The organism is Sphingobium sp. TomTYG73 (genome assembly GCF_055394245.1).
In genome coordinates this window covers 627,620-650,506 of record NZ_AP027340.1, presented here as the reverse complement: position 1 = coordinate 650,506, position 22,887 = coordinate 627,620, and the positions used below count along the sequence as shown (strand labels likewise).

Here is a 22,887-nt window from a genome sequence, read left to right as displayed (position 1 = left end):
TCAGCTGGCCGCGATCAGGCGGTATCCGACACCCGGTTCGGTAAGAAGGAGACTGGGATCGGAAGGATCCTGCTCGATCTTTTGGCGCAGGAGGCCGATGTAGACGCGCAGATATTGGGTGTCGGTTGCCTCTGCTCCCCAGCCCGCCGCCAGCAATCGCTTGTGGGTCACGACCTGTCCGGCCTTTCGCGCCAATGTTTGGAGAAGATCATACTCCTTCGGCGACAGCTTGACCGGCTCTCCCGACAGCGTCACTCGGCGTGTGGGAAAATCAATTGCCAGCCCACCGGCACAATAGGTCGATGCCTCCGCCTTGTTTAGCGAATGACGTCGGATCGCCGCGCGCATCCGCGCCATCAACTCGCCAATCTCGAACGGCTTGTTGACATAATCGTCCGCGCCCTCGTCGAGAGCGGCGATTTTTTCCACCTCCTGATGCCGCGCCGAAATGACGATGATGGGCGCATCGTGATCGAGCCGGATGCGCTGAAGAAGCGTCTTGCCGTCTATGTCGGGCAGGCCGAGGTCGAGCAAAATCAGATCGAATTCCACGGATTCGATGGCGGACATGGCGTCCCGCGCGTCGTGCGCGACAGTAATGATGTAGCCAGCTGCTTCCAGAACGGATTTGAGCACGTCGACCAGCGAGGGCTCGTCATCGACAACAAGGATATGCGGGGTGGTCATGAGGCTGCGTTTTCTTTGGCGAGGTTTTCTGTGGCGAGGGGGAGCATGATCGTGATGGTGGTGCCGCGGCCTTCCCTACCGGGAGAGTCAGCCCTGATCCGGCCTCCAAGCGCTTCTGTGAACCCCTTGGCGATTGCAAGGCCGAGCCCGCTGCCCCGTGGTGAGGCGCGAGGTCGGGAGACGCGGTAAAAGCGGGTGAACACGCGCTCGAGATCGTCGGGCGGTATGCCCTGGCCCTCGTCCGCCACGGTGATCACGCAATAGTCACCCTCGCGGACGACATTGACTTGTATCCGCGTTCCGTCTTCGCTGTAGATGATCGCGTTGTCGAGCACGTTCACGAGCACAAGTTCGAACATGGCCGCATCGACGGTGACCAGAAGATCATCGCCGCTCAACTGCCGCACGATGTCCCGGCAGCCAGCTCGTGAACGGATCCTTTGCACTACCGCGCCGATGGTGTCGGCAACGCCCAACGTCTGCCTGCGAGCCAATGACTGACCTGCCTCCAAGCGGCTCATTTCCAGCAGATTGGAGGTGTAGCGGTTCAGACGTTCGCATTCGTTGACGATGCCCCGCAGAAGGCGCTCGGCTGCGGCAGGCTCCAGCTTCTCGCGAAATTCGATGAGGCTTGATGCGGAGGCGCTGATCGCGGTCAGAGGCGTTCGAAAGTCATGGCTGACAGAGGAGAGCAGCGCGGTCTTGAGCTCCTCGGTGCGGGCCTGCGCTCGGCGCTCGGCATGACTTTCTGAAAGAGCGGCGCGCTCAACTGCAAGGGCGATAAGATTGGCCAGCGCCGATATGAAGGCGCGCTCCAGTGGCTGTGAAGGGTCATACTCAAACAGAACGGCTCCCTCGAAACCGGCACTGCTGTCGAGGCGGCAAACCGTATAGGGACCATTTTCCCGTTGGCCGTCGCGATATTGGGCCGCGTCCCTGACAAGTTGAAGTTTGCCGCTGTCATCTGGTCCATCCTTGACTGCATCGAACGAGCCGTCCTTGACCAGGAAGAGCGTTGCTGTCGTGCCAACGCCTCCGGACAGATGTTCATTGAGCGCCGTGGCAATATCGGACACGCGCATTGCTGACTGAAGGGACTGGCTTATGGCGAGCAGACTGCTTAGTTGTCGGTTGCTGGAATTTGCCGCATTGGCCCGATCCTTCAGCCGGGCTGCAAGGACGCCAGCGACCACGGCGCACAGGCTGAACAGGAGCAAGGGAATGATGTCGCGGCCGGTGGAGATCTGGAAACTGAAGACGGGCTCGACTAGGTAGAAATTGTAGAGCAGGAATGCCGCTGTCGCCGCTAAAAGTGCGGCGCCAAGCCCGCCCAGCGCACCGCAGATTACCACCCCAAGGACGAAGAATAACGCCGCCGCCACGCGCCCAAGCCCTGGCTGCGCATATATGGCAACGAACCAGGATGGAAGGACGATAGCGGCCGCCAGTATTAACGCTCGCCAGTCAAGCGTGCGTGGCGCTGCCCCCAGGGACGAAGGCACCGCTGGATGGTTCCGATCTACCATGGGCGCTGATCTGAGGAACGGCGGCGAGGAGGCATTTCCAAGCTTAGTCAGTCCCTCCCGCCCGGTCCATGCATATAAAAGCTATAATAACGCTCACCGCTGCGGGTGCTTAGATAGGTCAGATGAAATGCCTGGGCTAGCGGACCCGATGATGAGACGAATGAATTTCCTGCCGCCACTTTCTGCTCAACCTCAACTCTCATCCTTCCGATCCTGGCTCGGGGATACAGCACCCCACAGCCGCTGCTCGAACACCGTGGGGATGGCATGAAACCGGACGGACGGTTCGAAATGGCAGGACTGACTGGCAGGCCCCGCTTCCCAAGGCCCGTCATCATCCTCGTCGTCGAAGATGAGGCTCTGGTCAGCATGAATGTGTGCGAATTCCTGATCGATCAGGAATTTACCGTCTTTGCCGCACAGGACGTTGAAGAGGCGCTCGGCATCCTTCATCGGCTGGATGGCCTGGTCGATCTGTTGTTCACGGACGTGAACATGCCGGGCCAGCAGGATGGGTTCGATCTGGCGCGGCAGGTCAGCAGTCGTTGGCCCAGCACTCGAATATTGATCACGTCCGGCGGATTGGGAGGCCAAGAGCTTCCCGACGACCTGCGGCAGTTTGGACCAGTCTTGCCAAAACCCTACCATCTGGACGCTCTGGCATCGAAAATCATCGACGCCATTTTCCCGCCTTCGGAGCCGATCGCCCTGTTCGCGACCTGACACTTCTTAAAGCAACCGTGGTCGCGGGTCGGAGTTGAAACCCGTGAACTGCCTACACACCCGGAGAAGAACAATGCATAAGGCTTTCCTCACCACCCTCTTCCTTTCCGCCGCTTTACCGGCCGCCGCCCAGGAAACCGCCCCCGTCGCGCAAGCTCCTGCCGCAACCCCGGCTGCGACCCCCGCGCCCGCGCTCAGCCAGGCGCAGATTGCTGCCTTCAACAAGGCGGTTACGGACTTCACCGCCGGCCAGCAGGCGCAACAGAAGGGCGACAATGCGACCGCTCTTGCGAAATATGAAGTCGCGCTTCCGGCGATCCGTGATGCGGTCAAGACCCAGCCCGGCAAGATCGAGAACGTCAATTTCCTCGCCAATGCGCTCTACGCAGCGGCGGCGGCCAACGCCGCCCTACAGAAACTGGACGCCGTCGCGCCGCTCTATGAAGAGAGCTTGCCTTACTGGAGGCAAGTTGTGCAGGCCAAGCCCACCGACGCGCAGAGCAGGGGCGTACTGACCGGTATCCTCATCCAAACGGCCAATTTCAAGCTGGGCAAGCAGGACAAGGCAGGAGCCGCGCCGCTCTATGCCGAAGCTGTTCCCCTGGCCCGCAAGGCGGTCGCTGAACAGACCAATGCGGTAAACCGCAACCTGCTGCTCGCCGCGCTTATCGGCGCCAGCCAGACCAGCGAGGATGCCGCACTCAAGGCTGAAGCGGCGACCATGTCGAAGGCGATGATAGCGGACGGCACGGTGGACGCGGCCAACAGGCCCTCCGCTCAGGTTCTGGCGCAGAGCTCCAAGGCGGGTTGACGGCCGCCTGAGGACGCGCGCCTCAGCCCTGCACGCTGGTGGCGCGCTACGTCTTAACTCAGCGCCACTCGACGATGGCGTTGTCCTGACCGGGAGCGAAGAAGGCGACGCGCGTAAACTGCACTGCGATGAGGCAGCGCGGGGCGACGGCTGAATCCTGCTGTACGCAATGGACCGGCTGCCCGTCAGGGAAGCCGGACAACTTGCCTTCCAGCTGAACCTGATAACCGGCGGGGGAGGGGGATTGGCCCTCGTCCAGCTTAACGGTGGAGGAGTAGGGGCGATCGCCCCGCCGCAAGGTGCGTGATCCTTCCGGGGAGTAGAATTGGGCGATCGCCAGCTGCTGGTTCGGCTCACTCAGAACGACATTGGACGATGCATTGCCGCCCGACCCACACCGATCCGCGCTTGTCCATGGGCGCCCTATCCAGAAGCCTTCGACCGCATCAAAGGTCATTTCACCGGCCAGCTGCTTTATCCACTCCGCTTTGGCGAATTCGGCTGCGCGCACTGTCAGCTTTAATGCTTGGCTCTTGGGATTGAACGTCCATCCCGCCCACCGTTCCTGCTTCTCCTCATCGCTCATCTCGCCGCCGCAACCGAACGGCATGCGCAGGATGAACGATCGTCCGATGAGCGCCGCGTTGGCCGGGGGCAGGGCGGTGCCGCTCGCCACGGCATCCGTCGCGGCGGCCGCCGCCGCCAGCAATTCTGCACGGCCAAGCGGAGGCGGCGGTGTGGGAACGACCGGAATTTTCGGCACCTGGACGACCGCTTTTGGCTCCTGAGCGGCCTGCCTGGGTTCGACCGTCTGACGCACGGAATGCTGGTTGACGAGCAAAAAGGTCAGCGCTGCACCAGCCCCAGTCGCAATCAGATGGGACAGGATGCCCAACCGGATATTCTGTTCTGCCATGGAACAGAGCTATCATATAGCGTCCGGTAAATTGACCCCTTGCCTTTCAAATCGCCAACTTTTTGTATTTTTCCTGCCTGGGCGGTCCCTTTATGCTAGCCGAAGCCGATGACGCTTGAGCAACTTGTCACCCTTTTCGTGCTCTGCGGCGTCGTCGCCGCGCTGATATGGGACAAGGTGCGCGCCGATGTGGTGGCTCTCGCCGGGGCGGCGCTGCTGCTGCTGACAGGCGCTGTGCGGCCGAGCGAGGTCCAGGGCGCGTTCGGCAGCCCGGCAATCATCGCTCTCGCTTCGCTTTTCGTCATCGCCCACGCGATGGAATTGTCCGGTCTGCTCGACTTGCTGATCGCCAAGGCGGTGGCGCTGTGCCGCCGGATCGGGGCGCTCGGCATCTGGCTGCTCATTGCGCTTTGCGGCGGCGCATCTGGCTTTCTTAACAACACTCCTATAGTCGTCCTATCCGCGCCCGTGGTGCGTGACGTGGCGAAATCATTGAAGCTCGATCCCAAGCGCTTTTTGATGCCACTTTCTTATGTCGCGGTGCTGGGCGGCTGCTGTACGCTGATCGGCACCTCGACCAACCTCCTCGTCGATGACATGGCGCGATCTTCGGGGCAGCCGCCATTTTCGATCTTCGAGATCACGCCCGTCGGTCTTGTGGTCGCTGCCGCCGGGGGTCTTTACCTCTTCTTCTTTTCCGGCCGGCTGCTGGCCAGGCCGCTGCCGGCATCGCTTGAGCGGGTGGAGGCCGCACTCCCGCACCACGTCAGTCATGTTGATCTCGCTGGCGACATGATTGGCGACGCGGAAGATTTCGCCGTACAACGGCCGTTGGCGCCAACCAAGGCTGTGGCATCGACGGCGATATTCGTAGGCGTCATCACCCTTGCCGCTCTCGACATCGCCCCGATCGCTGCCTCAGCGTTTGCGGGCGCGGTACTGCTGATCCTTCTGCGCGTGATCCGTCCAGAGGAGGCCTATGGCGGACTGCGGCCGGAAATACTAATGCTGATCGTGGGCATGGTCGTCATCGGCATCGCCCTGGAGCAGACGGGGCTTGCCGCCGCTGCGACCAATGCGCTGGTGGGCAGGGTTGGGCTGTTCGGCCCGCTGGGCGCGCTGATCCTCCTCTATGGGGCAACGCTGGTGCTGACGGAGCTGTTGTCGAATGCAACGGTCGCCGTGCTCGTCACTCCGGTCGCCGTTGCGCTGGCGGAAAGCCTCAGCGTCAGCCCCCGTCCATTCCTCGTCGCGGTGATGATGGCGGGCAGCGCGGCCTTTGCGACGCCCTTTGGCTATCAGACCAATGTTCTGGTCTATCAGATGGCGGGATACAGCTATCTCGATTTTACCAAGGTCGGCCTTCCTCTCAACCTCATCACCTGGGCGGCGGCGGTGACCGCGATCCACTGGTTCTTCCCATTTTAGGCTGAAGCGGCGCCTGCGCGTTGGAGGCGGAACGAGACCGGAGGCGTTGCATTCCCTCTGATGAGCAAGCTTGCTGGGAGATGAGAATGGCTGACGCTCATGCCCATCGGCACGATTAGAGCGAACACGTGCATTCGTCTGGCGCAGGCGGACATGCTCATTGCACCCGCCAGCTTCTGCAGGGCTTTTGCGATCGGCATTGTCTCAACGTCGCCTTTGTGGCTACCGAGGTCGTCTATGGTCTGACCAGCCGCTCGCTCGCCTTGCTCGCGGACGCGGGGCATAATCTGAGTGACGTCGCGGGCCTTGGCATCGCATGGGCTGCGATCATCCTCGGGCGGAAATTGCCCGGCCGGCGGTACACCTATGGATTGACTGGCACATCGATCCTCGCGGCGCTCGCGAACGGCATCCTGCTAATGCTGGCGGCAGGGGCAATCGCCGTCGAAGACCTTCAGCGCTTTGGCGATCCCCAGCCCGTCGCAGGCAATATAGTGATGATCGTCGCGGGCATCGGCATCGCCATCAATGCCGCGACGGCGCTGCTGTTCACGTCCGGTCGGAAGGGCGACATCAACATCCAAGGCGCGTTCCTTCACATGGCTGCGGACGCGGCCGTTTCGACGGGCATTGTCATCGCGGGGCTTACTATTCGTCTCACCGGCTGGGACTGGCTGGACCCCGTGGTCAGCCTCATCATCGCGGCGGTCATAGTCTGGACGACCTGGGGCCTGCTGCGCGAAGCCACTGCTATGAGCCTCAGCCTCACCGGCGGGAATCGATACAGGGAAGGTGCTTCAGGAGCTTCAGCAGTTGCAGGGGGTGGAAGCCGTGCATGACCTGCACATCTGGGGAATGAGTACGACCGAAACTGCGCTCACAGCGCATCTTGTTATGATGCCGCAGCCTGCGCACTGCAATCCGATCTGGTGATCTAGAGGCTGTTGGGCGGTGCCGACCTCAGCTTATGGAAGAGCATAAGCGACGACAGAATCTCCCACTGGCGTCTCCATGAAATGGTGGCCGCCCGCATAGATCACGAGATATTCGCGCCCACGCGCCTCGTAAACCATTGGTGTCGCCTGGCCTCCGGCAGGCAGTTTCCGTTGCCAAAGGGTTCTGCCCGTGGCGAGGTCGATGGCGCGGATCAGGTTGTCAGTCGCCGCAGCGATGAAAATGAGACCGCTCGCGGTCACGACTGCGCCGCCATTATTGGGCGTGCCGATGGTGATCGGCAGCATCGAGGGTATGCCGAAAGGACCATTTGTTCGTGCAGTGCCAAAGGGCCGATCCCAAATCGTCCGGCCGCTCGCCATGTCAATCGCGCGAATGCCGCCATAGGGCGGCTGCTTGCATAGCATGCCGGTGAATTTCAGCCGCCATCCAGCATTCACGTCGATCGCATAGGGAGTATGGGCCTGCGGATCGCCCGCTCCCTCCGCCCCGCCGATTTTGCCCCGCGCCTGCTGGCGCGGCGCCCATCCTTTTTTGTTCGCCTCCTTGCGAGGCACCAGACGCACATAGTTTGGCATGTCGTTATAGTTGGCAACGATCACGCCGCGCCGGGGATCGACGGCAATGCCGCCCCAATCCGTCCCGCCATTATAGCCTGGATATTGGATGGACCGCCTGTTGCTCTCGGGCGGCGTGTAGAAGCCCTTGTAGCTCGCTTGGCGGAACTGGATCCGGCAGATCATCTGGTCGATCGGCGACATGCCCCACATGTCGCGTTCGGTAAGATCCGGTTTACGCAGCGTGTGCCAGCCGGAATAGATCTGGACCGGCGAGCGCTGCCCCGGCTCGACGCCGCCGACCGGCGCGCGCATCACGCCCACGGGCGTCAGCGGTTTTCCGGTGCGGCGGTCGAGGATGTAGATGTCGCCCTGCTTGCTTGGCAGGACCAGTGCGGGTGTGCCGCGATAATCGACTAGCGTCGCCTGCGCACCAAAGTCATAATCCCACACATCCTTGCGCACGGCCTGGAACCGCCAACGCGGCTTGCCGCTGCCGACGTCGAGCGCCACCAGCGAGGTCGCATAGAAATTTTCCGGCGGACGGCGCAGGCCACTATAATAGTCCGCAGCGGCATTGCCCATCGGCAGATAGACAAGGCCCAGTTGCTCGTCGCCGCTTGCGATCGTCCACATGTTGGGCGTGCCGCGCGCCCAGGTCTGTCCCGGCGGGGGATAGCCATCCCAGTCGGGATGCATCATGTCCCATGCCCAGCGCAGCTTGCCCGTCACGGCATCGAAACCCCGGATCACCCCGGAAGGCGCCCAGCGATCCTGCCCGTCCAGCACCTGATGCCCCGTCACAACGACGCCGCGCACGATGGTCGGAGGTGAGTTGATCGAGACATAGCCGGCTGGCGTTTCGCCCATGCCGATCTTGGTATCGACTTGGCCGTTCGACCCGAAATCCTGGCATGGCCTTCCGGTTTGCGCGTCTATCGCGAACAGGCGCGCGTCCAGCGTCCCCCAGATGATCCTTCTGCCGCAGGCCTGGCCCGCCGCCGCGCCGGGCACCTCATAATAGCTGACGCCCCGGCAGGCGGCGGTGTAGGGAATGGCCGTATCGGGCACGCGGGGATCAAAACGCCAGCGTTGATGTCCGGTGGCTGGATCGAGCGCGACGACGATGCTCTTGGGCGTGCAGACATAGAGCATGTTGCCGACCTTCAGCGGCGTGTTCTCTGCGCCATAGGTCCCCTTGGCAGCCTTTGACGGCATGTCGCCCGTGTGCGTCAGCCAGACTTGCTCCAGCGAGGATACATTGGCGGGGGTGATCTGCGTGAGGGGCGTGAAGCGCCGGGCGCTTTCCGATCCCCCGTAGGCGGGCCAGTCGGCACCCGCCTGTCGCAGTGCCGGGTCGCTCATCATGGTGGATGCGGCGGGCAGGGCGGCCAGCACCTCATGTTCGTTGACCTCGCTCAGCGTGAAGCCGGTGACGGCAGTCAGGAGGATGACGGCGGCAATCGCCCCGCCTGCCAGCTTCCAGCGATCCGCGCGAAATGACATTAGCGGCATGACGAGCAGAACGGCGACCAACAAGATCAGCGGCGCGATCACGCGGGGGACGAGCGCCCAGCCGTTTGCGCCGACTTCCCAAAAAGCCCAGGCAAGCGTTGCCGCGACCACAGCGACATAGAGCCACGCGCCCAACATCCGGCGGCTGTACAGCAGCCAGCCCGAGGCGATCATCGCCACGCCCGTGATCAGATAATAGGGCGACCCGCCAAGGATCAGCAGCCATGCCCCGCCAATGGCAAGCGCAAGGCCGATCATGCCGATCAGGCATCCGACGATTGTGGTAGCCCATTGTGATCGGGCGCGGGCGGGCGACGCAGCATTCAGCATGGTACATCCGTTTATCGTGGGAGCTACCACTCTAACGGAGAAAGGCTGTCCGATGTTCCCGTCGCTGCCCTCCAGACTATCCTTTGTCTCGGCTCTGCGGCAGCCCTGTTCACGCCCCGCACGATCAGGCGGAAAGCAGCTTGGCGACCCACCGGCTCCTGTCGAAATGATCGCATATGATGACGACTGAGGTTGTTAAGGGAACGGCGATCAGCGTCCCCGCGATGCCCCACATCCAGCCCCAAAAGGTCATGGCGACGACAATGACGAGCGGCGAAAGCGACAAGCGGCGTCCCTGCAGGATCGGATAGACGAAATTGCTGATGATGATCTGCAACGCGGCAAAGCCTGCGAACACCAGGACTGGCATGCCGATACCGTGAAATTGCAACGCCGCATAGAGTGTCGGAGGAATGATGCCGATGATGTTGCCGATGACGGGAACGAAGTTCAGCAGGAAATTAAGCAGACCCCAGACAATCGGAAGGTCCAGCCCGGTTGCCAGAGCCCACAGGGTCGATGCCATCCCGGTCAGCAGGCTTGTCGCCAGCGTCGTGCTGAAATAGCGCCTCACCTGCTCGGATATGGAGATCATAGTCGAACGCAATTGACCACGCGTCTCCAACTCCAGCTCGGCCCGCATCTTGTCCTGCATACGAGCCACTTCAGGCAGTCCCAGAATCACGAACAGCCCGATGAACCCTACATAGGTGACGAAACTGTAGATGCTTGACGCCAGCATCTGCGCGAAGGCAACAATGCGCTGCTGATCGAGCAGCCGCGCGTCAAGTGTCACACCCCAATCCCGAGCCTTGTCGGCTGCCGCATCATAGAGAGACAGGAGCTTGGGCCACTGTGCGCCCAGTACGCTCATCAATTGTCCAAGTGAGAGATAGACCGCCGCGACGAAGACGGTCAGAATGATGACGAGTGTTGCGACTGTCAGTATATAGCTCAGCCAGCTCGGCAGTCGCTTGTCCAGCCACAGTTTGAGCGGCCATAACGCCGCAACGATGATCGCCGCGAATAGGATCGGCATAGTCACGGCATAGCTTGCCCGCAAAGCCGCCAGGATCAGGATCAGCGCGATCACCCACAGCAACCGGCCTGCGCTTGGTCTCGCCCCCGGCACGGTCACGCCGCGCCGCCCAACCAGCTGAAGTCATCGCGCAGTCTCCGCCGGTGATCGGGCTTGGCCAGGGCGTCGCGCAAAAGGTTGGCGCGATCGGTTACGACCTGGCTGTTCAGGCGGTCCAGCTTGCTTCCGGCAAGCCCCGCGATCCTGTCAATGTGAGTCCTGACGGCCGCCAGTCTTTCGCGGTCCTCGCATGCGACCGCCACCTCGCCCAGCGAACTCAGGAAATGGAGAGCCGCCACCCGGTCGCCTGCGCAATATTGCGCCAGAGAGCCGAAGCTCCGTTCGAGAAAATCCCCAAAGCGCTGCGGGTGGGCGATGACGCGCAGGGCCCCGTCGGCATCCTGCCGTAGATGAAAGGGGATCTCGCGCCCGGACAGGTCCGACATAGCCGCGCCGAGCCAGTCCAGGCAGGTGATCGCGGTGAACGGGTCGTTGATGCCCGGCGACAGGGCCCGCGCCGCTATTTCGACCATCTCGTCGATCAGAAAGCGCAGGTCCTGCAAGGCGGTGCGCTGCGATCCGATGGCAAAGGCGTCGGCCAACGCCTGGCTGGCCTTTTCATCGCAACGCTCCGCTGGAAAGACGAGGATCAGCGCGCGCCCGGCATGCACGAAATCCCCGGGCTGGTAGCGCAGGCGGAGCACCAAATCATGGCGCGACGCCAGCTGGAGCAGGTCCTCGTCACGGACCAGTTGGATATAACCCGTATGGCTCGCCGTCACCAGCCGCACCGGCGCAGCCGCTTTCGCTTCGCCATCCTGCCGAAAGGGTTCGGGCACGATCGTGTCGCCTCTGTGACGACCCCGATCGGCGGGTTCGCCAAGGAAGCGCGGGAAACGATGGCCTACCTCCCGAAGCAGGCGCTTCCCGACATCCTCGATCACATTGTTGATGTGGATCTTGCTGGGGACGTGATGGATGAAGAAGATCAGCACGGCGATGGAGCAGAGCGCTAGCAGCACCGCGACCAGCAGGGCGATGTTCGGCACGAAGCCCACGCCGCCGGACTCCTAGGGCGAACGCACCGTTCGCAGGACGATGAGGCAGTAGAGGAAGGTGGCGATGAAGGTGCCGAGCGTGACCTGATTACCCCGGTCCCGCATGAAGTTGCTGAGCAAGCGGGGTCCATATTGGCCGGAGGCATAAACGACCGCCGCTATCGTCACCGAGAAGACCGTGCCCGCAACGGTAATCATCGAACCGCCTATCGCCGACAGAAGCTGCCGCGCGCCGCTAGGCCGCGAGGCGCGCAACCAGGCGAAGCGGTCCATCCAAACCGAGCCTTCATAACTGTCCAGCCAGATCATGCCTCCTGCCAGCAATATCGCGCCGCAGGCCATGATGGAGGGCAGGAACCAGTAGCTTTGCCGCAGCATATCGGCCAAGCGGAGCAGACGAGCCTTCATGACCCACGCTCCTGCGGCCATGCGGTTCGTGCCCCGGCACGATCGCGCGCGATGACGCTCAGGCTCCCGTCTGTTTCCAGCACGACCGCGGCTACATCCGAAAGGTCGCCCACCCCCGCGCCTCGAACGGCCGCCTTCACCTCGTCCGGCGATATGCGCTCCTCGCGCAGAGCATCTTCCAGAATATGCCCATCAGCAAGAAGGATCCTGGGATCGGATTTGGCGAACCGCGCGACAATGCGGAAGCGGCACGCACTCCAGGCAACGAGAAATTGCAGTAGCGCCAGCAAGACAAAGGCAACCATTCCCTCGAACAGCGCGACGTCCTTGGTCAGCAGCACCGTCGCAAGCGTCGATCCGAGCGCCACGGTCACGACAAGATCGAATGCGTTTAGCTTTGCCAGCGTCCGCTTGCCGCTGAACCGGAGCACGATGACCAACGCGGCATAGGCGGCGGTGCCCACCAGCATCACTCGCCAGAGACCACACCAATTATCGAAGAACATAGCGGTCCTTTCCCTCATCGCCGGTGCGATATCCCGCCGTGAAAACGGAGGTGGGTCCACCGCATCGTTCCGGGGCGGGGAACGCGGTATCCGGCCAAGCCGTCCGGTGCCATCATTGTCGCCGTTGATTCTATAACCGGGGAGGCGGCTGCTCGTTCCGCCTGCGGAGGGAGCCAAATCGTCGACAAGCCGTTCATCGACAATGAGGAATTCGAAGTTTCGCTCCTTCTTTCTGCCTTTTGTCGCGATTTCGGCCAGCGGTCTGCCACATCGTCCGGCGCTGTCAGCTGTCCAGCCCCCCTCCGCGACGGCCATGGACGTTGCCGCGTTGGGCGAGGAACTGCGCGCCGCCGCCCGGGATGAAAATGTCCGTCGCTTCTATGAAGTGGCGGGGTGGCGCGCATGCTGGTCACTTACGGCCGAACAGGAACTGCTCAGCGCTTTGGATCGGCGATCGCAACATGGCCTTGATCAAATTAACTTTGGCGCGCGGCCGTCCGCGTCCGACAGCGCGCTCCAGCGTGAACTGAAGCTCACCCGACTTGCGCTCGCCTATGCATCGGCGCTCGCGCGCGGCGTCGTCAATCCCGCCTCCCTGCGCGAAATCTACACCTTGCCCAGGCCAGCGGCAGATGTGCCCGCTGGACTGGCAGGGGCCATGAAGGAAGAGGGAGTTGGCGCTTGGCTCGCCAGCCTGACGCCCCAGACCGACGAGTATCGCCGGCTGTCGACGGCCTATCGCGAATATTCCGCCAAAGCGCTGGAAGATGCACGCAAGCCTTTGCCCGACGATGGGCTCATCCATGTCGGCGACCGGGACGCTCGAATCCCTGCCATCGCGGCGCAGCTTGCGGACAATGACTATCTCCTGTCCCGGGCCGGCGCGGGGTCGCGCCCGGCAACTGTCGGTGAGGGTGCGCTCTACACCTTCTCGATGGAAAGCGCGGTCAAGCGCCTTCAGGAGGACTACGGCATAGCGGCAGACGGCATTATCGGCCCTGACACATTCAGCGTCCTCAATCTGCGGGCACAGGACCGGGCACGCGCGCTTGCCGTTGCGATGGAGCGGCGGCGCTGGATGCCCCGGTCGCAGCCAGCGACGCGTATCGATGTCAACATCGCGGCCGCACGCCTGCAATATATCCGCGATGGCGTAGTCGTGGATCAGCGCAAAGTGGTTGCGGGCCGCCCCGATCGGCCGACACCGTTGCTCGGTTCACCCATATTCCGGCTGGTCGCCAATCCGACGTGGACCGTGCCCAAATCCATCCAGAACACGGAGCTAGCGCATGTGGATGCCGCCTATCTCCAGCGCAACAATATGGTCATGCGCGGGGGCTGGATCGTCCAGCAGCCGGGGCCGGACAATGCGCTGGGGCAAGTAAAGTTCGACATGCGCAACCGTCATGCCATCTATCTGCACGACACGTCCGCGCCCGCCCTGTTCGACAGGAGCGAACGGCATCTCAGCCATGGCTGCGTCCGGGTCGAAGATGCGCTTGGTTTTGCGGAGATGCTCGCGTCCGATGAGGGTGTCCTCGATCAATGGCTGACGGCGCGCCAATCCGGGCAGGAGCAGTTCGTCGCCCTTCCGCGCGAAATTCCGGTGCGCCTGCTCTATCGCAATGTCTTTTTGAGGCCTTCGGGCGACATCGCCTTCCGCGCGGACCCCTATGGCTGGAACGATGCAGTCGCACAGCGCCTGGGCTTCACTGGCGCAGGCCGCAAGTCGCAGCCAGAGGCGATCGACATTGGCCCCTAGGCCGCCGCCAATGCCGTCACGTCCGCGCCCGCCGGGCGCTGGAACAGCCGCAGGTCGAAATCGGGCAGGATGGCGATCAGGTGGTCGAAAATGTCGCCTTGTATGCCTTCATACTCTGCCCACACCGTGCTGCTGGCGAAGGCATAGATTTCCATCGGCAAGCCGTTCTCGCTAGGCGCGAGCTGACGCACCAGCAATGTCTTATCCTGCGCGATGTCGCTGCGGGATTGCAGATAGGCCAGCACATAGGCCCGAAAGGTGCCGATATTGGTCAGCCGCCTGCCATTGACGGTGCCGTCCGCGCCATGTTCGGCGTTCCAGCGCTCAATCTCCTGCCGCTTCCCTTCCAGATAGGGCCGCAGCACCGCGAACTGCGCCATCCTCTCGATGTCGCCGTCGTCCAGGAAGCGTACGCTGCGCTGGTCGATCATCAGCGACCGCATGATGCGCCGTGCGCCCGATTCCGACATGCCGCGCCAGTTGCGGAAGCTTTCCGAAATCAGGCGATGGGTCGGAACGGTGGTGATCGTCTTGTCGAAATTCTGGATCTTTACCGTGTGCAGCGCGATGTCGATCACGTCGCCATCCGCGTTGAACTGCGGCATCTCTATCCAGTCGCCGACGCGCACCATGTCGTTGGAACCGATCTGGACCGACGCCACCAGCGACAGGATCGTGTCCTTGAACACCAGCATCAGCACCGCCGCCATCGCGCCCAGGCCCGACAGCAGCAGCAGGGGCGATTGATCCATCAGCGCGGCGATGATCAGGATCGCCGCCGCGCCGTAGAGCAGCAGCTTACCCAGCTGCACATAGCCCTTGATCGGCCGGTTGGCGGCGTTCGGGCGCCGCTGATACAGGTCATTGAGCAGCGTCAGGAAGCCGCTGAGCGCGATCGCGATGGTCAGGATGATGAAGGCGGTGGACAGGCTGCGGACGAATGTGACGGCTTGCGCAGGCAGATGCGGAACAGCGCCAATGCCGACCTGTATCACCAGTGCGGGGACGATGTTCGACAGCCGCGCGACGATAGCGCCGATATGTTTCCCCTCAATACGGAAGGGCAGGTGATGGAGCAGGCGGAGCAGTAGCCGCAGCACGATGCGCTTGGCCACCCAGTTGGCCGCCCATGCGACTATGCCGAGCAGCAGCAGCGCCAGCCCGCTCTGCATCCACGGCTCGTTCACATAGCCGCGCGTCAAGGTCGAGATGCTGTCGTTGGAAACCGGAAGGTGGGTTATCAAGCCTGCTTCTCCGCGAAGGGATCGTCATAAAGGGATCTGCCAGCCGTCTCGGGCATGAAGCGCAGCGCGATCAGCCCGACGATGCAGGCTGCGATCATGTAGAAGGCCGGCATCAGCTCATTGCCGGTGTAGCTGATCAGACCGCTGCCGATCGCGGGCGCCGTCCCGCCAAAGATGCTGGTCGCGAGATTATAGGCGATGGCGAAGCCCGCAAAGCGCACCTGTGTCGGGAACAGCGCCGGAAAGGTCGCCGAAATCGTCGCCAGCTGCGGCACGTAAAGGAGCCCCAAGAGGACGAAGCCCGCGATCGCTCCCGCCAGCCCCGTTGCCATCAGCATGTAGAGCGGCACCACTGCGATTAGCAGCCCGACCAGCGACACCCGCCACATCGGCCGCCGCCCAACCCTGTCCGACAGCGCGCCGGCAAAGGGCAGGAACACCATCATGAGCAGCATGCCGATGATCGGCACGATCAGCGCCTCATCATTGGAGAGTCCGATCCGCCGCTGCAAATAGGTCGGCATGTAACTGAGCAGCGTGTAGTTCACGACATTGAGCGCGACCACCAACCCGCCGACCACCAGCATCGGCCGCCAGTGCCGCCGCATCAGCAGCGACAGGCCGGGGGAGGGCGGCCCGCTGTCATGCAGCGCCGCCGCCGCGCGGAAAACAGGCGTGTCCTCCATCTTCGAGCGCAAGTACATGCCGACCAGCCCCATCGGCGCCGCCACAAGGAAAGGCACGCGCCATCCCCACGCGTGCATCGCCGCATCCCCCAGCATCAGCGAGAAACCCAGCATCAAAGCCGCGCCCAGCGAAAACCCCGCCAGCGTCCCGAACTCGAGGAAGCTGCCATAGAATCCGCGCCGATCATCGGGCGCATATTCTGCCATGAAGGTCGCCGCCCCGCCATATTCGCCGCCGGTCGAAAATCCCTGCACCATGCGCAACAGGATCAGCAGCAGGGGCGCCCAGAAGCCGATCGTCGCATGATCGGGGATCAGCCCCACACAGAGCGTCGCTCCCGACATCAGCAAGATGGTCAGCGCCAGCACCGACTTGCGCCCCAGCCGATCGCCCAGCGGCCCCCAGAACAGCCCGCCCAATGGGCGCACCAGGAAGGAAATGGCGAATGTCGCCAGCGCGAACAGCACCGCCTCCTCCGTGCTGCCGGGAAATAACGCGGCGGAGATAAAGGTCACGCCGTAGGCATAGATACCATAGTCGAACCATTCGGTCGCATTGCCCATGGCCGACGCGGCAATCGCGCGGCGCAGCGTGGCGTCCTGCTCCGTAGGGGGAGGGGCTGCGTCGGTGGCGGAAATCGCGGTCATGTCGTCTGTCCTTCATCGACGCTGTTGGGGTCCAGCAGCGCGGCCATGGGCGTGGTGCGGGGCATGATCTGGAATTCCTGCTGATACTGGTCCGGCACCGGCTCGGACGCCCGCTGTCGCCATAGCCCGACCATCATGGCGAGCCCCGCGCAGCAGGCGATGAACAGGAACAGCCCGCCGGTGCCCGCCGCCGTCATGAATCCCGCCGCCAGCACTGGCCCCAGCGCCGCGCCGATCGAATAGAGCAGGACCAGCCGCCCGCTCGCCGCCACCCGCTCCGTTTCCAGCAGCCGGTCGTTGCAATGCGCGACGCACAGCGGATAGAGCGCGAAGCTCAATCCCCCGAACAGTGCGCCAAGGCTCATCAGCAGCAGGCCGCCTACGCCGACCATCGACAACGCCACGCTGACCAGCGCCGCGACCGCAAAGCTGCCGACGATCACACGCCGCCGGTCATACCGGTCCGACAAGCGCCCCAGCGGCCATTGCAGCGCCACGCCGCCCAGAATGACGATCATCATGAAGCGCGCGGTTTCGGCAAGGTCCAGCCCCAGCCGCCGCACATGCACCGCCGCCATCCCATAGAACGCGCCCAGCATCAGCCCCGTCGCCACTGCGCCCCAAGCGCCCAGCGGCGATGCCGCCAGCAAGGATCGGAGTGAAAAGGCGCTTGCCTCCACAGGCACAGGCGCGGAACTGCGCGTCAGGCATAGCGGGATGATCGCCAGCGAGATCAGGATGGACGCGATCTGGAAGGGAATAGCGGGCAAGGCCCCGCTCGCCCCCAGCAGCAACTGGCCGATCGCCTGCCCTGAATAGAGGGCGACCATGTAAGCCGCCAGCACGCTGCCCCGCATCTGCGGATCGGCCCGGTCGTTGAGCCAGCTTTCCAGGCACACGAACACGCCCGCGACGCAGACGCCGTCGATCAGCCGCAGCAGCATCCAGAACAGCGGTTGCGTCCACAGGGCGTAGGATAATGTGCTGGCCGACAGCAGCGCGACGAAAGCGGCGAAGGCGCGGATATGGCCCACGCGCCGCACGATACCGCCCGCGCGCAGCGACCCTATGATCAGCCCGCCAAAATAGGCGGTGGCGACGATGCCGATGGTCATCGTGCCACTGCCCGCCCGATTGAGCCGCAGGCTGATCAGCGTCGCCAGAAATCCGCTGCCCGCCATCAGCATGAAGATGGACAGCAAAAGGCTGCGAACAGGTTGGATTGCCAATAACATGCCTGATAGTTCGGGCGCCGATCAGGCGGCGCGCCGTCCCTCCGCTGTCATGTCGTCGCATTCCACCAAGGCTTGGTGCAGCGCCCGAACGGCTGCATCATAATGTGCCACATCGACCATGAACTGCACATCGACATTACGGATCTGGTGCTGCATCGCGATGACGTCGATCCCTTCATCGGCCAGTGCGCGTAACGCATCGGCTACCAGCGAAGGACGGGATATGTCGCTCCCGATCACCGACACCATCGCCATCGGATGCGCCGAAATCGCCGCGTCAGGATAGCGTTGCTGGAGATCGTCGATCACCCGTTTGATCGTTTTCGCGTCGGCCGACAGGTAATGCGTAATGGTATTGGCGTTGGACGATTTGCTGACGATCCATGCGTGATGCCGTGTCAGCGCCTCCAATATGGCGGCGTCATAGCCCTTCACGCCCACCATGTCCTGTTCGAAGAACTGGAGGGCCTGCGCATGACGAACGCCGGTCACGATCTCGACCCTCGGACTTTCGGACACATAATCGCCGCAGATCAGCGTCCCGCCATCTTCCCGGTCGAACGTGTTGCGCACGCGTAGCGGAATATTGGTCTGGCGCAGCCCGCGCCCGGCGCCGGGATGGATCGCCTCCATGCCCAGATTGGCGAGCTGATCGGCGACGTCATAATTGGTGCGGCCAATCTTGCGCGCCTTGTCCGTGCCGACCAGCTTGGGGTCGGCGCTCGACAGATGGAATTCCTTGTGGATGATCGCCTCGCGCGCGTTGGTCAGCACCGCGATCCGCGAGAAGGTCATTTCCGAATAGCCGCGCGCGTAACGGCGCACCATGCCTTCGCTGCATCCCGCATAGCCGGTGACGATGGGCATGGTGGACGATAGGTCGATCGGGTCCAGCGCCGTCATGATCCGCTCGTCCAGTTGCTGCATATTTTGCTGATGCCACGGCGTCAGATCCACAAAGGCGGCATTGACGCCCCGGTCGCGCAGCAACAGGGCGGTGCTGTGCGCGCTATGCGCCTCGCCCAGCCCCGCCAGCATTTCGCGCACGGTCGCCAGCTGCTCCTTGACGCAGAAGCGCCCATGGCTGCGCAGCCGCGCCAGATCGTTCAGGCAGGCCGCCGCGGCATCGATCCGCATATCGACGAAGGCATCGGCTTCGCGTCGGCTGTCCGCCCGCGCGAACATCTGCGCATTACGCGATTGCATGGCGGTTCGCACCGCTTCCATCGCTTCGCGCCAGCCGTCCGCGCCTTCATCCGCGACGAAGCGGCCATAGACGCCCGGCTGCCCGCTCTTTTTATGCTCCAGCAGCAGGTCGGTCATCCCGGCATAGGCGGACACGACGAAGATGCGGTTATAGAGATCCGGGCCCTTTCGGCCTCCGATCAGCACATTATCGAACAGCGCGGCCGTCTCGGCCATTGACGTGCCGCCGATCTTCTCGACGCTATGGCCGTTCATATCAGGGTCTCCTCGGCCAGCGGACCTGTTTCGGGCACGATTGGCTGTGGCTCGCCGCGCGTCGCGATGAACTCCGGGCGCGGCTTGTCGACGCCAAAGGGCGTGCCCAGCCGGTTGCTGACGGCATTATAGACCAGAAAGGCGTTGGCGCGGGGGAAGGGCGTGATGTTGCCGTTCGACCCATGCATGATGTTGCAATCGAAGATGACGACCGATCCCGGCTTGCCCGTCGGCGCGACGATGCCATGCTTGTGCGCCAGTTCGGCCAGGCTGTCTTCGTCCGGTACGCCATATTCCTGGCGCTTCAATGACATGCGATAATGATCCTCGGGCGTTTGCCCGACACAAGTCAGGAAGCTGCGGTGCGATCCGGGGATCAGCATCAGCGGCCCGTTGTGGGCCATGTTTTCAGCCAGCAGCACCGACATGGACAATGCCCGCATACGCGGCATTCCATCTTCCACATGCCAGGTTTCGAAATCGCTGTGCCAATAGAATTCCTTGCCCTGGAATCCGGGCTTATAGTTGAGGCGAGACTGGTGAATATAGACCTGGTCGCCCAATAGGAAGCGCGCGACATCGGCCAGCCGTTGATCGGCCGCGAGCCGCGCGACAACTGGACTCTGCGCGTGAATGCGAAAGATAGAACGAATTTCCCGGCTGCCCGGTTCGCTGATGACTGTCTCTTCCTCCAACGCGTCGGGGTCTGACAACAGCTTGCCGGCTTCGCGCTGAAGAAAGGTGACTTCCTCGTCTGAAAACAGGTTCTCCAGCACCAGATAGCCGTCGCGATCGAACTGCGCGGCTTGGGCTTTGCTGATGGGCGCGTCCTCGTTCCAGTCGCTGTGAACGACCGGGTCTAGGCGCGGCAAAAACTCCGCCATCTTCGCATGGCGGGATGGGTAGATGTCTTGCAAGGGACTTCCCCCTATTTGTCAGATTCAATTACTAAGAGCGACCTCGCGGACCATGTCCGCCTCGGCCGGATAGGCGCCGTTTTCGTCATGCACTTCCTTACCCGTCACCGGCGGATTGAAGACGCAGGCGCAAAGGATATCGGTGTCGGGCCGCACGATATGCTTGTCATGGGCATTGAGCGCATACATGACGCCCGACGCCAGCTGATGCGTGATGCCGGTGCCCAGATCCTCGATCGTGCCATTGCCTTTCAGCACCAGTACCGCTTCCAGATGGTTCTGGTAGTGCATGTGGATTTCTTCGCCAGCATACATGGTCGTGATGTGGAACGAGAATCCCATATCATCGTCCTTCAGCAGCAAGCGTGCGCTTTCCCACTGTTCCGACTTCACGTTCCTGCCGGACTTACGGATGTCCTGAAGTTTGCGAACAATCATGATATCTCCATTATTCCGCGGCGACGCCGTACGGGACGGCCAGCGCTTCACGGACGCAAGTTTCCAATATGTCGATCCCTGCCGAAAGCTGGGCATCGTCTATGACGAGCGGGGCGAGGATCTTGACGATCTCGTCATGCGCGCCGCTGGTTTCGATGATGAGGCCGCGATCGAAGCAGGCGGCGGTGACGGCGGCGGCAATTTCGCCCGACCCGACGTCGATGCCGCGCATCATGCCCCGCCCGCGCGTGGACAGGCCATGTTCCGCCGCCATCGCTTCCAACCGGCGCGCGATCAGCGTTCCACGGCGGGCGATGTCCTGCTGGAACTGCCCGTCGCTCCAGAAGTGGCGCAGTGCGGCGGTGGCGGTCACGAAGGCGTGGTTGTTGCCCCGGAACGTGCCATTATGTTCGCCCGGCGCCCACTGGTCGAATTCCGGCTTGAGCAGCGTAAGCGCGAACGGCAACCCCATGCCCGAAAGCGATTTTGCCAGCGTCACGATGTCGGGCGTGAAGCCCATGCCTTCGAAGCTGAAGAAGCTACCGGTGCGGCCGCAGCCCGCCTGGATGTCGTCGACGATCATCAGTGCGCCGTGACGCTTGGCGATGGCGCTGATCTTGCGCAGCCATTCGGAGGACGCGGCGTTGAGGCCGCCTTCGCCCTGCACGGTTTCGACCAATATCGCCGCCGGGGCGTCCAGGCCGCTCGATGGATCGGACAAGCGCCGCTCCAACAGATCGGCGGTGTCTACCTCTGGGCCGTGATAGCCGTCATAGGGTTCATGCGCGACGTGGGAGAGCGGCACACCCGCGCCACCCCGCTTGGCGGCATTGCCCGTGCAGGCAAGCGCGCCCAGCGTCATGCCGTGGAAACCATTGGTGAAGGCGATCACCAGTTCACGCCCCGTCACCTTGCGGGCAAGCTTGATCGCCGCCTCTACCGCGTTGGTGCCGGTCGGGCCGGTGAACATCGCCCGATAATCCAGCCCGCGCGGCTTCAGGATCACGCTCTCCAGCGTATTCAGAAACTCCGCCTTGGCATCGGTGTGCAGATCGAGACCGTGAGCGATGCCGTCGGCCGTAATATAGTCGAGCAGCGCCTGCTTCAGGACCGGGTGGTTGTGACCGTAATTGAGGGTCGAACAACCCGAGAGGAAGTCGAGATAGCGGCCCCCTTGATTATCATGCATCCAGACGTCTTGCGCCACGTTGAACTGGCGCGGCATGGAACGGGCGTAGCTGCGCACGGCGGACTCGCGCCGCTCGTACAACGTGATGTCGGGTTTTCGACTTGTGGGTCGGGGAAGGGTGGTGATCATATCGCCATTTCTCCTTGTGCTGTGCCACCGCTCATGCGCGGCAGCGGGCCGATGCGGGCAAGCCATTCGGTTGCATGGGCACCGGCAAAATGGGTGTCGCGATGGAACAGCGCGCTTTTCGAAAGTGCGGTGCTCCACTGTTTCGCCAGGCCTTCGAACAAGGCCCAAGACGGCAGATTGTCGTCGGTCACCGTGGTGATGAGATGGGTCACGCCGTCCGCAGACGGGCGGCTCAGCAGCGCCTCGATCATCCGGCCGCCCAGCCGCTGCCCTCTCGCCCCGGGCGCGACGGCGACCTGCCAGACGAAGAAGCTGTCCGGCTCGGACGGCGGCCGGTATCCCGAAACCCATCCGGCCAAGGCCCCGTTCTGCTCGGCAATCACGCAGCTGTCGGCGAAATGCGTGCATTGCAGAAGGTTGCAATAGGCCGAATTGGGGTCGAGCGGCGGGCATTGCGCGATCAGCGCGCTGACCGCGGCGCCGTCCGTTGCCGTGGGCTTGCGGAACAGCAACCTGGATGAACGCGCGGGTGAAAGGCGCGCAAATGCCCGTGGCGGTCTCGTCGCCGCATCGGAATCTGACCTAAAGATGCTTTATCTCCCGAATTATAATTTTGCGGTATGCTCGATCCACCCCCTGATGCGAGACAGGCATTTAAAGCAATTTCTCGCATTTTTCAAC

18 protein-coding genes and 2 pseudogenes are annotated in these 22,887 nt (G+C 62.8%); 5 read left to right on the top strand and 15 right to left on the bottom strand.

Annotation, left to right across the window (positions count from 1 at the left end):
* Both ACZ5TH_RS15830 and ACZ5TH_RS15825 read right to left on the bottom strand, forming a co-directional pair.
* Positions 1 to 687, bottom strand: coding sequence for a response regulator transcription factor (locus ACZ5TH_RS15830; RefSeq protein WP_460988254.1), 687 nt, complete (start codon positions 685 to 687; stop codon positions 1 to 3).
* On the bottom strand, positions 684 to 2,213 hold the full coding sequence (locus ACZ5TH_RS15825) for a sensor histidine kinase (RefSeq protein WP_464795230.1): 1,530 nt from the start codon (positions 2,211 to 2,213) through the stop codon (positions 684 to 686). The genes ACZ5TH_RS15830 and ACZ5TH_RS15825 overlap by 4 nt, the downstream gene beginning before the upstream one ends.
* A 267-nt stretch (positions 2,214 to 2,480) precedes the next feature.
* Here ACZ5TH_RS15825 and ACZ5TH_RS15820 point away from each other — a divergent pair, with 267 nt between their 5' ends.
* Positions 2,481 to 2,936: a response regulator gene (locus tag ACZ5TH_RS15820; protein ID WP_464795229.1), complete on the top strand. Its 456-nt coding sequence runs from the start codon at positions 2,481 to 2,483 to the stop codon at positions 2,934 to 2,936.
* A gap of 73 nt (positions 2,937 to 3,009) precedes the next feature.
* Positions 3,010 to 3,747, top strand: a complete 738-nt coding sequence (locus ACZ5TH_RS15815) for a hypothetical protein (protein WP_464795228.1) — start codon at positions 3,010 to 3,012, stop codon at positions 3,745 to 3,747.
* Positions 3,748 to 3,805: 58 nt separating this feature from the next.
* On the opposite strand, the gene ACZ5TH_RS15810 is transcribed toward ACZ5TH_RS15815, so the two are convergent.
* Entirely contained in the window at positions 3,806 to 4,663 is an 858-nt protein-coding gene (locus ACZ5TH_RS15810) for a hypothetical protein (RefSeq protein WP_464795227.1), read from the bottom strand.
* Between the two features lie 108 nt (positions 4,664 to 4,771).
* Here ACZ5TH_RS15810 and ACZ5TH_RS15805 point away from each other — a divergent pair, with 108 nt between their 5' ends.
* Together ACZ5TH_RS15805 and ACZ5TH_RS15800 are read left to right on the top strand one after the other, a co-directional pair.
* Entirely contained in the window at positions 4,772 to 6,091 is a 1,320-nt protein-coding gene (locus ACZ5TH_RS15805; protein WP_464795226.1) for an SLC13 family permease, read from the top strand.
* A 128-nt stretch (positions 6,092 to 6,219) separates the two neighbouring features.
* A pseudogene (locus ACZ5TH_RS15800) lies at positions 6,220 to 6,988 on the top strand (cation diffusion facilitator family transporter); the annotation flags it as partial.
* Between the two features lie 68 nt (positions 6,989 to 7,056).
* On the opposite strand, the gene ACZ5TH_RS15795 reads toward ACZ5TH_RS15800, so the two are convergent.
* From ACZ5TH_RS15795 to ACZ5TH_RS15780, 4 genes and pseudogenes are all read right to left on the bottom strand, one after another.
* Entirely contained in the window at positions 7,057 to 9,447 is a 2,391-nt protein-coding gene (locus ACZ5TH_RS15795; protein ID WP_464795225.1) for a membrane-bound PQQ-dependent dehydrogenase, glucose/quinate/shikimate family, read from the bottom strand.
* Positions 9,448 to 9,571: 124 nt separating this feature from the next.
* Positions 9,572 to 10,585: an AI-2E family transporter gene (locus ACZ5TH_RS15790; protein WP_464795224.1), complete on the bottom strand. Its 1,014-nt coding sequence runs from the start codon at positions 10,583 to 10,585 to the stop codon at positions 9,572 to 9,574.
* Positions 10,582 to 11,961 (bottom strand): annotated as a pseudogene (locus ACZ5TH_RS15785) (DUF2254 domain-containing protein). Before ACZ5TH_RS15785 ends, ACZ5TH_RS15790 begins: the two are co-directional and overlap by 4 nt.
* Before the next feature lie 26 nt (positions 11,962 to 11,987).
* A complete protein-coding gene (locus tag ACZ5TH_RS15780) occupies positions 11,988 to 12,497 on the bottom strand; it encodes a DUF421 domain-containing protein (RefSeq protein WP_449469202.1) in 510 nt (169 codons plus the stop codon).
* 313 nt (positions 12,498 to 12,810) lie between these two features.
* On the opposite strand from ACZ5TH_RS15780, the gene ACZ5TH_RS15775 reads away from it, so the two are divergent.
* Positions 12,811 to 14,259: a L,D-transpeptidase family protein gene (locus ACZ5TH_RS15775; protein WP_464795223.1), complete on the top strand. Its 1,449-nt coding sequence runs from the start codon at positions 12,811 to 12,813 to the stop codon at positions 14,257 to 14,259.
* Here the strand turns inward: ACZ5TH_RS15775 and ACZ5TH_RS15770 are convergent.
* The 8 genes from ACZ5TH_RS15770 to ectA are packed head-to-tail and all read right to left on the bottom strand — an operon-like array spanning position 14,256 to position 22,715.
* A complete protein-coding gene (locus tag ACZ5TH_RS15770; RefSeq protein WP_464795222.1) occupies positions 14,256 to 15,503 on the bottom strand; it encodes a mechanosensitive ion channel family protein in 1,248 nt (415 codons plus the stop codon). The genes ACZ5TH_RS15775 and ACZ5TH_RS15770 overlap by 4 nt on opposite strands.
* Positions 15,500 to 16,837, bottom strand: coding sequence for an MFS transporter (locus tag ACZ5TH_RS15765; protein WP_464795221.1), 1,338 nt, complete (start codon positions 16,835 to 16,837; stop codon positions 15,500 to 15,502). Before ACZ5TH_RS15765 ends, ACZ5TH_RS15770 begins: the two co-directional genes overlap by 4 nt.
* Entirely contained in the window at positions 16,834 to 18,072 is a 1,239-nt protein-coding gene (locus tag ACZ5TH_RS15760; protein WP_464795220.1) for an MFS transporter, read from the bottom strand. Before ACZ5TH_RS15760 ends, ACZ5TH_RS15765 begins: the two co-directional genes overlap by 4 nt.
* 21 nt (positions 18,073 to 18,093) lie before the next feature.
* Positions 18,094 to 19,533 (bottom strand): aspartate kinase, encoded by a 1,440-nt coding sequence (locus tag ACZ5TH_RS15755; protein WP_464795219.1) that lies wholly within the window; start codon positions 19,531 to 19,533, stop codon positions 18,094 to 18,096.
* Positions 19,530 to 20,450, bottom strand: a complete 921-nt coding sequence (gene thpD, locus ACZ5TH_RS15750; RefSeq protein WP_464795218.1) for an ectoine hydroxylase — start codon at positions 20,448 to 20,450, stop codon at positions 19,530 to 19,532. The genes ACZ5TH_RS15755 and thpD overlap by 4 nt, the downstream gene beginning before the upstream one ends.
* A gap of 24 nt (positions 20,451 to 20,474) precedes the next feature.
* On the bottom strand, positions 20,475 to 20,888 hold the full coding sequence (locus ACZ5TH_RS15745) for an ectoine synthase (protein WP_464795217.1): 414 nt from the start codon (positions 20,886 to 20,888) through the stop codon (positions 20,475 to 20,477).
* 10 nt (positions 20,889 to 20,898) lie between these two features.
* Positions 20,899 to 22,206 (bottom strand): diaminobutyrate--2-oxoglutarate transaminase, encoded by a 1,308-nt coding sequence (gene ectB / locus ACZ5TH_RS15740; protein ID WP_464795216.1) that lies wholly within the window; start codon positions 22,204 to 22,206, stop codon positions 20,899 to 20,901.
* Positions 22,203 to 22,715, bottom strand: coding sequence for a diaminobutyrate acetyltransferase (ectA, locus tag ACZ5TH_RS15735; RefSeq protein WP_464795752.1), 513 nt, complete (start codon positions 22,713 to 22,715; stop codon positions 22,203 to 22,205). Before ectA ends, ectB begins: the two co-directional genes overlap by 4 nt.
* Between the last annotated feature and the right edge of the window lie 172 nt (positions 22,716 to 22,887).